This is a genomic window from Streptomyces sp. NPDC042201, from assembly GCF_055582185.1.
The window spans coordinates 210,283-223,801 of the sequence record NZ_JBVJDS010000011.1; the positions used below are offsets into that span (position 1 = coordinate 210,283).

General features: G+C 70.6%; 8 protein-coding genes. 3 read left to right on the plus strand and 5 right to left on the minus strand.

The features are described from left to right. Positions 1-498: 498 nt before the first annotated feature. Positions 499-2,136: an ABC-F family ATP-binding cassette domain-containing protein gene (locus ACZ6MZ_RS26065; RefSeq protein WP_469354626.1), complete on the minus strand. Its 1,638-nt coding sequence runs from the start codon at positions 2,134-2,136 to the stop codon at positions 499-501. 76 nt (positions 2,137-2,212) lie between these two features. Here ACZ6MZ_RS26065 and ACZ6MZ_RS26070 point away from each other — a divergent pair, with 76 nt between their 5' ends. Then, the gene (locus ACZ6MZ_RS26070; RefSeq protein ID WP_469354628.1) at positions 2,213-3,166 is read left to right on the plus strand and encodes an FAD-dependent oxidoreductase; all 954 of its coding nucleotides are present in this window, start codon (positions 2,213-2,215) and stop codon (positions 3,164-3,166) included. 5 nt (positions 3,167-3,171) lie between these two features. Here ACZ6MZ_RS26070 and ACZ6MZ_RS26075 read toward each other — a convergent pair whose 3' ends face one another. The 3 genes from ACZ6MZ_RS26075 to ACZ6MZ_RS26085 form a co-directional block, all read right to left on the minus strand. Next, positions 3,172-4,884 carry a BCCT family transporter gene (locus ACZ6MZ_RS26075; protein WP_469354630.1) on the minus strand — a complete coding sequence of 571 codons (1,713 nt, stop codon included), beginning with the start codon at positions 4,882-4,884 and terminating at the stop codon, positions 3,172-3,174. A gap of 81 nt (positions 4,885-4,965) precedes the next feature. Beyond that, the gene (locus ACZ6MZ_RS26080; protein WP_469354633.1) at positions 4,966-6,243 is read right to left on the minus strand and encodes a M14 family metallopeptidase; all 1,278 of its coding nucleotides are present in this window, start codon (positions 6,241-6,243) and stop codon (positions 4,966-4,968) included. Then, complete coding sequence (locus tag ACZ6MZ_RS26085; protein WP_469354635.1) at positions 6,243-8,231, minus strand: Xaa-Pro dipeptidyl-peptidase; 1,989 nt, start codon at positions 8,229-8,231, stop codon at positions 6,243-6,245. The genes ACZ6MZ_RS26080 and ACZ6MZ_RS26085 overlap by 1 nt, the downstream gene beginning before the upstream one ends. Before the next feature lie 328 nt (positions 8,232-8,559). Here ACZ6MZ_RS26085 and ACZ6MZ_RS26090 point away from each other — a divergent pair, with 328 nt between their 5' ends. Continuing rightward, positions 8,560-9,600 (plus strand): LacI family DNA-binding transcriptional regulator, encoded by a 1,041-nt coding sequence (locus ACZ6MZ_RS26090; RefSeq protein WP_384333260.1) that lies wholly within the window; start codon positions 8,560-8,562, stop codon positions 9,598-9,600. A gap of 41 nt (positions 9,601-9,641) precedes the next feature. On the opposite strand, the gene ACZ6MZ_RS26095 is transcribed toward ACZ6MZ_RS26090, so the two are convergent. After that, positions 9,642-11,897: a glycosyl hydrolase gene (locus ACZ6MZ_RS26095; protein ID WP_469354637.1), complete on the minus strand. Its 2,256-nt coding sequence runs from the start codon at positions 11,895-11,897 to the stop codon at positions 9,642-9,644. Between the two features lie 244 nt (positions 11,898-12,141). Here ACZ6MZ_RS26095 and ACZ6MZ_RS26100 point away from each other — a divergent pair, with 244 nt between their 5' ends. Continuing rightward, entirely contained in the window at positions 12,142-13,446 is a 1,305-nt protein-coding gene (locus ACZ6MZ_RS26100) for an ABC transporter substrate-binding protein (protein ID WP_469354639.1), read from the plus strand. Positions 13,447-13,519 lie beyond the last annotated feature (73 nt).

The following is a 13,519-nucleotide window of genomic DNA, read 5'->3' on the forward strand; positions in this document are numbered from 1 at the left end:
TCGTTCGTCGTGGTGCGGGTGCCGGGGGTTCCGGAGGTCCGTGTCCGGACTGCATGATTTACGGCGCCCTGCGGACCGGATGAACGGTGCGGCTTGTGTGCGCCGACAAATCACGCTTTACGTCCGGACACGCACCTCCTGCACCCCCGACCCCCTCCCGCCGGTGGCCCCGCGCCCGGCTTGGGGTGGGGTGGGGGTGGGGGTCTGTGCGGGTGGTGGAGGGGGACGGGTAGGGGTGGTGTCCAGGACGTAGAGCGTGATTTGTGGCGCTCGACAAACCCGCACCCGGGATCCGGTCCGCACGCGCCGTAAATCATGCAGTCCAGGACACCACCCCTACCCGGCACCCGGCGACAACCCGCACCCGAGAAACCGGCCCCCACCCAAGACAACCCGCACCCCGCCGGACGGCGAACCGCACCCGGCGACAACCCGCACACGAACACCGGCCCCCGCCCAAGACCACCCGTACCCGGCCAACCGCCGGACGGCGAAACGTCACGCCTCCGTTACGTTGCCTGACGTTACGTCGAGGCGGCGTGTCGTGCGGACCGCGTTCAGCATGCGGCGGTCGTGGGTGACCAGCAGCAGCGTGCCGTCGTACGAGTCGAGCGCCGACTCCAGTTGCTCGATGGCCGGCAGGTCGAGGTGGTTCGTCGGCTCGTCCAGGACGAGGAGGTTGACGCCCCGCCCCTGCAGGAGCGCGAGCCCGGCGCGGGTTCGTTCGCCCGGGGAGAGGGTGGTCGCCGGGCGCAGCAGGTGGCCCGACTTCAGGCCGAACTTGGCAAGGAGGGTGCGCAGTTCGGCCGGCTCGGTGTCGGGGACGGCTTTGCGGAAGGCGTCGAGCAGGGTTTCCGGGCCATGGAAGAGCGCGCGCGCCTGGTCGACCTCGCCCACGACCACGCCCGAGCCGAGCGCCGCGTTTCCCGCGTCCAGCGGCAGGCGGCCGAGCAGCGCGGCCAGGAGGGTGGACTTGCCCGAGCCGTTGGCTCCGGTGATGGCGACCCGGTCGGCCCGGTCGATCTGGAGGGAGACGGGGCCGAAACGGAAGTCGCCTCGGGTCACCTCGGCCGCCCGGAGGGTCGCCACGACGGCCCCCGAGCGGTCCGCGGTGGCGATCTCCATCCGCAGTTCCCACTCCTTGCGGGGCTCTTCCACGACGTCGAGGCGCTCGATCATGCGCTGCGTCTGGCGTGCCTTGGCCGCCTGCTTCTCGGTGGATTCCGTGCGGAGATTGCGGCCGATCTTGTCGTTGTCGGACGCCTTGCGCCGGGCGTTCTTGACGCCCTTCTCCATCCAGGACCGCTGCATCTGCCCCCGTGCCTCCAGGGACGACTTCCTGTCGGCGTACTCCTCGAACTCCTCACGGGCGTGGCGCCGTGCGGTCTCCCGCTCTTCGAGGTACGCCTCGTAGCCGCCGCCGAAGAGCGTGATCTTCTGCTGGGCGAGATCGAGTTCGAGCACCTTGGTCACGGTGCGCACCAGGAATTCGCGGTCGTGGCTGACGACGACGGTGCCGGCGCGCAGACCGGTCACGAAGCTTTCCAGCCGTTCGAGGCCGTCGAGGTCGAGGTCGTTGGTGGGCTCATCGAGCAGGAAGATGTCGTACCGCGAGAGCAGGAGCGAGGCGAGGCTCGCGCGGGCGGCCTGGCCACCGGAGAGGGTGGTCATGGGCTGGTCGAGGCCGACGGTCAGGCCGAGCGAGGCGGCGACCTCCTCGGCCCGCTCGTCCAGGTCGGCGCCGCCGAGGCCGAGCCAGCGCTCCAGGCCGGTGGCGTAGGCGTCGTCCGCGCCCGGTGCGCCGTCGACGAGCGCCTGGGTGGCCTCGTCGAGTGCGGTCTGCGCGGCGGTGACTCCGGTACGGCGGCCCAGGAAGGCCCGTACGGTCTCCCCCGCGCGCCGCTCGGGCTCCTGGGGGAGGTGGCCGACGGCGGCGGCGGGCGGGGAGAGCCTGAGCTCCCCGTCCTCGGGCGTGTCGAGTCCGGCGAGCAGCCGGAGCAGGGTGGATTTCCCGGCGCCGTTGGCACCCACGAGTCCGATCACATCGCCGGGCGCGACGACCAGGTCGAGCCCGGAGAAGAGCGAGCGGTCACCGTGTCCTGCGGCGAGATCCTTGGCTACGAGCGTGGCAGTCATCAGACCGCTGATCCTAACGAGGCCGGGGCGTGCCCACGGAATGGGCCTGGCTGCCGTATTCCGCTACGGTCCGGACATGAACGGCGATGTGATCGTGGTCGGTGGCGGAGTCATCGGACTGACGACGGCGGTGGTGCTCGCGGAGAGCGGCCACCGCGTCGGACTGTGGACCCGTGATCCGGTCGCGCGGACCACCTCGGCGGTGGCGGGAGCGCTGTTCTGGCCCTATCGCATCGAGCCGGCGCGGCAGGTCGGCGGGTGGCTGGAGCGGTCGCTGAGCAGGTACGAACAGCTCGCGCTGAGCCCGGAGGAGACCGGGGTGCGTATCGTCGCGGGGCTGATGGCGGACACCCCGCTCGACGGCCTGGGCAGCTGGGCTTCCAGGGTTCCGGGGCTGCGCGAGGCCCGTGGGGACGAACTGCCCGACGGCATAGTCCAGGGGCTGCGGGCCGCTGTCCCGCTGATAGACATGCCCGTCCATCTGCGGTATCTGAAGGAGCGGCTGCGCGCGGCGGGCGGCACGGTCGAGCGGCGTACCGTCACCGGCTTCGACGAGCCCGCGGCCGAGGCACCGGTCGTGGTGGACTGCACCGGTACCGGCGCCAGGGAGCTGGTGCCTGACGCGTCGGTGTATCCGGTGCGCGGCCAGGTGGTGGTCGTGGAGAACCCGGGGATCGACGAGTGGTTCGTGGCGGCCGTCCCCGGCTCCGCCGATACGACGTATGTGATGCCGCAGCCGTACGGCGTGCTGCTCGGCGGCACCGCGACCGAGCACTCGTGGGATGTGGGCCCCGACCCGGCCGAGGCCGAGGCCATCATCGCGCGCTGCGCCCGGATCCGTCCCGCGCTCGCCGGGGCGCGGGTGCTGGAACACCGGGTGGGACTGCGGCCCGCCCGCCCCCGGGTCCGGCTGGAGGCCGTACAGCTGCCGGGCGGTGCGCGGCTGGTGCACAACTACGGCCATGGCGGCGCGGGCGTGACCGTGGCCTGGGGCTGCGCGGAGGAGGCCGCCCTGTTGGCGACGGGCTGACGCGGTCAGCGGGCGTCGGTGTCCCCGTCCGCCGGGCCGATGCGGATCTCGAAGTCTCCGTCGTACTGCTCATGGCCCGCGATCACGGCCGATTCGACGACCTCGGCGCCTCGCTCGCCGCGCACGATCAGCGGGTCGCGCCGCAGGTCGCGCATGAGCGCCACACACATGCCGATCATGACGAGGACGAATGGAGCCGCCACCAGGATCGTCAGATTCTGCAGCCCTTCGAGCGCGTCGCCCTGGCCGTCGCCGATGAGCAGCATCACCGCCGCGACGGCGCCGGTGACGACACCCCAGAAGACGACCACGAAGGTGCCGGGCTCGAACGCCCCCTTCTGGGAGAGCGTCCCCATCACGATGGACGCGGCGTCCGCGCCGGAGACGAAGAAGATGCCGACGAGGACCATCACCAGCACGCTGGTGACGGTGGCGATCGGGAACTGCTGGAGCAGGGCGAAGAGCTGCCCCTCGGGTGTGGCCTCCTTCGCGAGCCTGCCCTCCTGCTGCTGCGCCCTCAGCGCCGTACCGCCGAAGATCGCGAACCAGACCAGGCTGACGGTGCTCGGCACGAGAATGACCCCGCCGATGAACTGACGGATGGTGCGGCCCCGGCTGATGCGGGCGATGAACATACCGACGAAGGGCGTCCAGGAGATCCACCAGGCCCAGTAGAAGACTGTCCAGCCGCCCAGCCATTCGGCGACGCCCTTGCCGCCCGTGGCGTCGGTCCGCCCGGCGAGCTGCGCCAGATTGCCGAAGTAGGACGCGATCGAGGTCGGTACCAGGTCCAGGATGAAGATGGTCGGTCCCGCGACGAAGACGAACACGGCGAGCAGCAGCGCCAGCACCATATTGGTGTTGGACAGCCACTGGATCCCCTTCTCGACCCCGGAGACTGCGGAGGCGACGAAGGCCAGGGTCAGCACGCCGATGATGGCGACGAGCAGCGCGGTGCTGACCTTGTCCAGCCAGCCGAGCTGATGGAATCCGCTGCCGATCTGGAGGGCGCCCAGGCCCAGTGAGGCCGCGGAGCCGAAGAGCGTCGCGAAGATCGCCAGGATGTCGATGATCCGGCCGGTCGTGCCGTAGGCGTGCTTCTTCCCGATGAGCGGTACGAACACCGCGCTGATCGTCTGGCGCCGCCGGCGCCGGAAGGTGCTGTACGCGATGGCGAGGCCGACCACGGCGTAGATGGCCCAGGGGTGCAGGGTCCAGTGGAAGAGCGTGGTGGCCATGGCGGTCTCGATGGCCTCGGCCGAGGAGAAAGGGTGGGTGCCGGGCGGCGGGTCGGTGAAGTGCGTGAGCGGCTCGTTCACTCCGTAGAACATCAGCCCGATGCCCATGCCGGCGCTGAACATCATGGCGACCCAGGAGACCGTACGGAATTCGGGCTCCTCGTCCTCGTGGCCGAGGGTGATCCTGCCGTAGCGGCTGATCGCGAGCCACAGGGCGAAGACGACGAAGCCGGAGGCGGCCAGTATGAACGCCCAGCCGCCGCCGCGGATCAGGCCCTTGAGCATGCCGGTGGAGATGTTCTCCAGTGAGGTGGTGCCCACGGAGCCCCAGACCACGAAGGCGAGGGTGAGGGCGGCGGTGACGCCGAACACCACCCGGTCGGTCGCGGGACGTCCGGAGTCCTGGGGGTGACCGTTGAGGTCCACCGTCACCGGCGGACCTCCCCGGCTGTCTCCTTCGTTCTGTCCGTCCTGCGTCACGAGCGACACCTTTCGGGGTTTCACGGAGCCGGAATGCGCGCTTCGCTACGCCCTACCACAGGTGATCTTCGTCGAGCCGGATCAACAGGCTTCGGGCTGCCCCGCGGTCAGGTGATACTCCGCCCGCTCGTCGAGGAGCAGCGGCACCAGATTCCGCTGGGACTGACGGAGCGGCACGAAGGCTGCCTTCCCGAGCGGCACGGCCAGTACACCGTGCAGGGCGAGTTCATCCTTGACGTCCGCGTACTGGGCGGCGTCGAGCCGGTAGCCGCACGGCGGGTCCTGGATGATCTTCTCCGGCGTCGCGGGATCGTTGTCCGCGCCGCCGAGGTAGACCGGGCCGCGGTCCTTCAGCCCGGCCAGCCTGGCGGTGGCCGTGGCGGTCACGATCCGGGCCCTTCGCTCGTCGGTGAAGGAGAACAGGCCCTTCAGGGAGTCGAGTTGGCTCGTCACCCGGCGTCGGTTGTTGAGCGGCTCGCTGGCCTTCTCGGCGTCGGTCATCGGGTCGACGCGGCTCTCGATGAGCAGGCCCAGTGAGTGCTTGACGCCTGAGGCGTTGCGCAGGATGCGCTCCTGACCGTCGCCCGCGGTCTGCTTGATGGGGTCGCCGGTGACCGGGTCGGTCCAGATGCCGTACGTGCCGATGGAGTGGCCGCCGGCGCGTGCGGCGGGGCGTACGTACCGCTCGGAGAGCGTCCGTGACTCGTCGTGGATCCGTGCGTCGGTGTTGAGATTGCGCGGCCAGAGGTCGAACAGGTCCTTGTCGTAGTACGGCGGGGTGGCGCCGTACTCGTGCAGGTCGTAGATGACGTCCGGGCGCCGGTCGCGGATGACGGCGGCCATGGCGCGGCCCTCGGCGGTCTTGAGCGCGATGTGGTCGCGGTTGATGTCGACGCCGTCGGAGTTGCCCCGGGTGTCGGCGGCGCGTCCGTCCGGGTTGGCGGTGGGGACGACGAGCACGCTCGTCCGGGCCAGGAAGCGCTGAGTTGCGCGGTCCTCGGCGTACGCCAGATCGCGGACCGTGGTCAGACACGCCTCGCGGCCCGACGGCTCGTCGCCGTGCTGGCTGCAGACCAGCAGCACGGTGGTGGCAGCGTGGCGGGCGCCGATCTCGACGAGCTGGAGCGGGCGGCCCTGTGCAGTGGCGCCGATCGTGGTGAGGGAGGCGCGGTCGCTTCCGCGGTCGACGGCGGACAGGAACTGCTGTTCCTGGGGCTGGCTGGTCCAGTCGGCGCCGTCGTTGGTCTCGAAGCCGGTACGCGGCGGGGTGGGGGCGGCCTGGGCCTGGACGGTCGCCAAGGGCATGACGAGGGCCGCGGTCGTCGCCGCCAGGACGAGGGTGCGTATACGGGGCTTCATCAGGTGCGGTCTCCCGGGATCGGAGGGGTCCGGCGCGGCTCGGCCACGCCGTTGTGCGGGGTTTCGCGGGGTGAGCTGTGCGGCGGGACGGAGCCGGTCGTGGCACGGGTGAATGCCTCGGCGCCGCCGACGAGCGGAAGTCTCGCGGCCGTGGTGGCCAGATCGACGGTCAGGGTGGGGGTGGTGGACGGCGGGTCGATGAGGCCCTGGTCCGTACCGCCGATGATCAGGGCGAGCCGGTGGCCGGCCGGGACGACATGGTCGCTCGCGGCGAGTTCGAGGGTGAGGGTGTACGGCTTGCCGGGGGTGAGCGGGCGGCCGTGGCCTGCCGAGGCATAGGTGTTGAGGTCGGCCCAGCCGCGGCTGAAGACCGTATGGCCGACGTCCACCGTGCGGGCCGCGGTCTCCCGGTAGCAGGAGCTGTCCGCGGTGGTGCTCGGGCCCCAGCAGGTGCGCTCGGTGAGGGTGGTGATGCCTTCACCGGTCGCGCCGTAGTCGCGGATGGTGTCGGGGCCGAGGTCGACAAGGACCGCGGAGAGATGCGCGCTGGAGGTGGACGGCGTGGCGGTGACGGTCACCGTACCGGAACCGGACAGGCGCAGATCATGGCTGAGCGGCCTGGTGAGGAAGCCGGACTTGGCCGGGGTCGACCGGTCGATGTCGGCGGCCCAGTCGCTCTCGCCGAGGCGCGGGTCGTCGGTGAAGGTCTCGGTCGAGCCGGGCCTCGCGGGGGTACGGCCGAGGGTGCCGACCCCGGGGGCGGAGCCCTTGCCCGGGCGCAGCGTGGTGGTGTCCGTGGTGCGCGGCGGCCACACCCGGTCGGTGGACCACTGGTCGGGGGCGCGCTCGATGTCCGCCATGGGCTCGCGGTCGACGCCGTTGTCGTAGCCGAGGAGGTAGTGGTCGAACCAGCGGTGCAGGGTGGAGACCCACGCGGTGCGACGGAAGTCGAAGGGGTCGACATGGCCGGTCTGGGAGAGCCAGATCTTGCGCTCCACGCCCGCGTCGGCGAGCGCGTCCCACCACTGGCCGAGGTGCTTGGTGCGGACGTTGAGGTCCTGCATGCCGTGCACGGCGAAGACGCTGGCCTTGACCTTGTCCGCGTTGCGTACGTAGTCGCGCTCGCTCCACAGCCGGGTGAGGTCGCCGGTGCGCGGGGCCCCGTCGATCAGGCGCTGCTGGACGGCCTGGCAGCGGGCGCGGGCCTCGGGGCTCTCCACATAGCCGGAGAGCCAGTCGGGCCCCGAGTCGTAGAGGGGGGCGCCCTGGGCGAAGTAGTAGTCGTACCAGGAACTGATCGCGCTGATCGGGACGATGGTCTTGAGTCCTTCGACCCCGGTGGCGGCGACGCCGTTGGCGATGGTGCCGTCGTAGCTCTTGCCGATCATGCCGGTGGCGCCGGTGGTCCAGCCGGCCCGTACGCGGTCGGTGCCACCACGGCTCCCGTAGCCGCGGGCGCGGCCGTTCAGCCAGTCGACGACGGCCTTCGCGGACTGGATGTCGGAGCGTCCGCCGACATCGATACAGCCGTCGGAGCGGTTGGTGCCGGTCAGGTCGACGGCGACGAAGGCGTAGCCGCGCGGTACGAAGTAGTTGTCGTAGTGCAGCGGGAAACCGGCCGGGGCGCCGTCCGCGTCATAGGTCTTCTTCTGGCTCTCGTTGCCGCGTCCGCAGCAGGAGTAGTACGGGCTCGCGTCCATGATCACGGGGATCTTCCGGCCCTGCCGCGCGGGCTCGTGAGGGCGTATGACATCGACGGCGACGCGATCGGTCCTGCCGTCCGCGTCGGCGTCGATCCCGGTGTCCACCCAGACGGATTCCCTGATGGCGTCCGCGTACGAGTACGTGGGCTTGCTCTCCTTCGCGGGCGGCGTGGCCCGCGCCGCGCCGTGTGCTCCCGGGGCGAGCAGCACCCCGAGCAGGGCGGCGGAGGCCGCCGCGACCAGCGTTCTGCACGACCAGCGGGCGCCCCGCGCACGGATCTCCATGGGGCGGAAGCTGCCCGGGCAACTCCGGTGCGAAACAGTGCAGTCGTGGGGACAAAGGGACAGGCGGGGGACGGACGGAGACGGGCGGGGCGGCCGCCGGCGGGTCATCGTGCGGTACCGGGGGCCATGGACGTACGGCTCCGGGCCCCGGCCGGGTCGCGTCACCTCCCGGGGCCCGGAAGGGCGCCGTCCCTGCTGGGACGCCGTGGAAGCGCTCTCAGGACGTCGGACGCAGCGGCTAGGCTGTAGCTGTCCGACAGCCCGCCTCGCCCGCGTATGCGTGGCTGCCGTACGGTGCCGCCATATCCGCCGACGAGGAGCGCACGCCTTGCCCGAGCAGTCCCCTGGGTTCCGCCCCACTCTGGAAGCTGTCGCGGCGCGCGCCGGTGTCTCCCGGGCCACGGCCTCCCGGGTCGTCAACGGCGGCGCCGGGGTGCGCCAGCCGCTGGTCGACAAGGTGCGCCGGGCGGTCGACGAGCTGGGGTACGTACCGAATCACGCGGCCCGCACGCTGGTCACCCGGCGCACCGGCGCCGTTGCGGTGATCATCGCCGAGCCGGAGATCCGGATCTTCTCCGACCCGTTCTTCTCCCAGCAGATCCGCGGCATCAGCAAGGAACTGACGGCGCACGACACCCAGTTGGTGCTGCTGCTGCTCGAAGGGCCCGGCGACTACGACCGGATCGCCCGCTATCTGGCGGGCGGCCATGTCGACGGCGCGCTCGCCTTCTCGCTGCACACCGACGACCCGATCCCCGAGATCACCCTGCGGTCCGGCATGCCGACGGTGTACGGAGGCCGGCCGAGCTGGACGGCGGCCCCCGACCACCGGGCGGTGCCGTATGTGGACGCCGACAACCGCGGCGGCGCCCGCACGGCCGTGCAGTATCTGCGCGACCTGGGCCGGCGGCGGATCGCTCATATCGCGGGCCCGCGCGACCAGACCTCGGCGACCGACCGCCTCGACGGTTACCGGGACGTGCTGCTGGACGCGGATCCGGCGCTGATCGCCGAGGGAGCGTTCACGGCGGAGAGCGGGGCACTGGCGATGGCGGAGCTGCTGGAGCGCTGCCCTGATCTGGACGCGGTGTTCGCCGCCAACGATCTGATGGCCTCGGGCGCCCTGCGCGTGCTGAAGGAGCGGGGCCGCGCGGTGCCCGACGAGGTCGCTCTGGTCGGTTTCGACGACATGGACTCGGTCGCCGGGGCCACCGATCCGCCGCTGACCACCGTCCGGCAGGACATCGAGGGGCAGGGCCGGCTGATGGCGCGGCTGCTGCTGCGCGGTCTCGACCGGGAGCGTGAGGGCGCGTCGGCCCCGGCCTCGGTGATCACCCCGACCACGCTGGTGCGGCGGGCCTCGGCCTGAGCCGAGTCCCGCCGCACTCCGTGCGTCTGTTGCCTGATCTTCTACTTGGTCGCCGTCGAGCGGGCCGGCACCTCGAGGGTCGTACCGTCCGAGAAGGTGACGGTACGGGCCGCCGACTCGAAGTTGTGCGCCGCGTAGGTGCGTACGCCGCCCTTGCTGAAGACGGCGGCGCTCGGAATGGATCCGGTCACCGTCGCGTCAGGGGCGCCGAGCGCGTCCAGCGTGTTGATCCAGTGGTAGGTGTGGGCCTTGGACTCGCCGGCCTCGGGTGTGTAGCCCGCGTTGCCCGCGTCCCACTTGGCCTTGGCTCCCGCCGGATCGGCGAGGGCCTCGAACGACCAGAGGATGTCGCGCCATTCGACGGCCGGGCCGCCATTCTCCCGTTCCAGCTCGGCGAGGTTGCGCTGGATGGCCGCCTTCTCGCGTCCCAGGTGGAGTGAACCGCCCGTCACGGGAAGGACGTTGATGCCGTGGATCTCCTCGGGGTTGGCGGTCCACCAGGTGGAGTACGCGCCGCCGCTGCCCCAGACCATGCCGACCGTGTCATGCCCGAAGGAGGCCGGGAAGACCTGCTCGTCCGCGTCGAACCAGTACTGGCCGATCGCCTCGGACTCGGTGGCCAGCAGATAACTGCCCAGGTCACGCAGCTCGTTGTCACCGGTCGCCGAGCCCCACAGCACCAGTGCGGCGCTCAGGTTGGTGGACTCCGAGGACGACTCCTGGTTGTTGCCGGCGGCGAAGCCCTGGTGGCCGGAGGCCCAGCTGTGGCCCGCGTACACGTCGAAGCCGCGCAGGAAGGGGAAGTCGGCGTCGGTGCGGCTGGGGTTCGCCGCGTCGCGTATCAGCGCCTTCACCATGCCGCCCCAGGCGGAGTCGGCGGCCCACTGCTGGTCGTACTGGGCGACGATCGCCGCCGCGTAGACGTAGTAGCTGTAGTGGAAGTGGTGGTCGTTGAGTTCCGTGTCGCTGCCGTACGACGCCGGGTAGCCGGTCAGCGTCTTCCAGTCCTTGTCGTACGAGAACTCACTCGCGCCGCCCGCCGTGAACCACTCCTCCAGCCGGCCCTTGAGCAGTCCGAGGAGCTTGTCGCGGGTCGCGCTCTCGCCGATCTGGTCGGCCATCGGCACCAGCTGGGCGAGCCTGCCCAGCGCCTTGCCCGTCCAGTACGTGTCGGTCGCGCCGGAGAACGGATCGGCCGCGCCGGCCACCTCGTCCAGATAGCCCTTGAGCCGGGCCGCGTCCACACCGGTGGACTTCGGCAGGGCCGGCAGCACCCCCGAGGTCTGCTGGCTGGTGGTGAATGACGTGCCCTCGCGGACCTTCATGGTACCGCGCGGTGATACATAGGTGTACGGAGTCAGCGCGTCGGTGCTGTTCAGCCACTGGTGCCGGTAGAGCGCCTGGAGCGTGCCGGTCTCGGTGCCCTCCTGGGGCGCGGTGGTGAGGCTGTAGGTCGCCTTGACCGTGCCGCCGGCGGCGCTCCAGCTCACCTTGGAGCCGGTGACGAAGCTGTACGCGTACTTCTGGTACGTCGCGAGGGCGTCCGTGGACGGCAGGACCGCGAGCGAGAAGTAGTCCTTGGCGCCGAGCCCGGCCGTGATGTCCGAGCCGGACACCGACCAGTCGCTGCCGGTCGGCGCGAACAGCGCGTAGTGGTGGCCCGCGACGGTGATGCCGAGGACATTGCCCTGGTCGGCGAAGACGGCGGGCGCGGCCGCGGTGGTGATCCGCGCGTCGCCGCCCGATCCCTTGGCGTAGACGAAGGGCAGGCCGTGGCCGATGGTGGTCCGCAGGGTGCGGGCGCCGTCCGACCAGTACGGCGTGACGGTCCAGTCCGACCAGTCGTCGGCCTTGGTGTCCGCCGAGTTGAGCCCCGCCAGGCCCAGAGTGAGGTCGGCCTTGTGGGCGTACTCGTACTGGCGGCCCTCGCCGACGATCGCCGGGGTGGTCGGGTAGCCGACCTCCAGGCCGCCCGCCGTCGCCTGATAGGTGAGCGGGTGGCCGTACATCGGGGTGGAGTACGGGTTGTCGCCGTACCGCTGGAAGGCCAGCGAGGACCACCAGTCGTTGGTGGGCACCGGCTTGTCCCGCGCGGCGGTGGTCACCTTGGGGGTGACCGGGGTGCCGGTCCCGGTGGTCGGGCCGGAGGTGCCGGCGGGGCGGGCGTCCGAGTAACTGCCGGATCCCACAGGGACGTTGGCGGCCGCCGCCGGGGTGGCGGCCGGGCCGAGGCCGATGGCGGCCAGGGCGGTGACGAGGACCAGCGCCGAGGCGGGTCTGGCACGGGAGACGGACATGGACGGCACCTCGAAGACATGGGGGGAAGGGGTGTCCGAGAGCGCTCTCAGATACCAAGAAACGTAAAACTCCTGAAACAGAAGTGTCAATACGTCTGACACACAAGGCAGTTGTTGGGGGACCGAGGCTGTTATGTGTTCGAGTCTTGACGAAGGGAGGCGTCTCGGGCACGCTCCAACCCATCTTGTTGAGAGCGCTCTCAAACGGCTCTCGCGCGCACTCCGAAGCCAAGGGAGGCTTCCCATGCCCATCGCCCGAGCCGCCAGGAAGGCCGCGGTCCGTCTGGGGGCGGTCGCGCTCTCCGGGGCACTGCTCGTCGCCTGCGGATCCGGTTCCTCGGGAGGAACCTCCGACAGCGCAGGCGGCAAGGTCACACTGACCGTCGACCTCTTCGGATCGTTCGGCTACAAGGAGGCCGGGCTCTACGAGGAGTACCAGAAGCTCCACCCCGGCGTCACCATCAAGCAGAGCGACACCGAGGACGAGGCCGACTACTGGAAGTCGCTCCAGACCCGGCTGGCCGGCGGGGGCGGGCTCGCCGATGTGCAGGGCATCGAGGTGGGCCGTATCGCCTCGGTCACCCAGCAGCAGTCCGACAAGTTCGAGGACCTGAAGCAGTTCGGCGCCGACCAGCTCAAGGACCAGTTCGCGGAGGCCAAATGGTCCGCCGCCACGACGGAGGACGGCCGGATCCTGGGGCTCGGCACCGATGTCGGCCCCGAGGCCATGTGCTACCGCACGGATCTGTTCAAGCAGGCCGGTCTGCCGACCGACCGCGACGAGCTGGCCGAGAAGTGGTCCACCTGGGACGGCTATCTGGCCCTCGGCGAGGAGTACATGAAGAAGGCGCCCCCGAAGGGCGCCTGGCTCGACAGCGTGGCCAGCCTCTACGCGATCATGATCGGCCAGGAGGAGGAGCGGTACTACGACGCCTCCGGAAAGCTGATCTATGAGAACAACCCGGCGGTGAAGACCGCCTGGGACACCGCGGTCCAGGCGGCAGACACCGGACTGAGCGCCAAGCTCGACCAGTGGTCACCGCAGTGGAACCAGGCCTTCGCGGCCGGCTCGTTCGCCACCATTCCGTGCCCCGCCTGGATGCTCAGCTACATCAAGGGCCAGGCCGGTGAGAGCGGTTCCGGCAAGTGGGACATCGCCAAGCTGCCCGGCGGCGCCGGGAACTGGGGCGGCTCCTACCTCACGGTCCCTCGCGCGGCCCAGCACAAGAAGGAGGCGTACGAGCTGATCAAGTGGCTCACCGCCCCCGAGCAGCAGGCGAAGCTCTTCCAGAAGCAGGGCATCTTCCCGTCCGCCACGGGCGCCATCGCGAAGGTCTCGGGCGCCGAGGACCCGTACTTCTCCGGCGCTCCGACCGGCCAGATCTTCGGTGACGCGGCCAAGGCCGCGCCGGTGCAGGTCCTCGGTGTCCATGACGCCAATGTCACCCAGCAGATCACCAACGCGCTGAGTGAGGTGGAGCGCAAGGGCACCTCGTCGGACAAGGCGTGGTCGACGGCGAAGAAGGGCGTCGACAACACCATCGGCTGATACGGCTCCGGGGGCCGGCTCCGGCCGGTCCCGCCCCTTCCCCGACCGGGACCGGCCCCCGGCATTCCCCGCC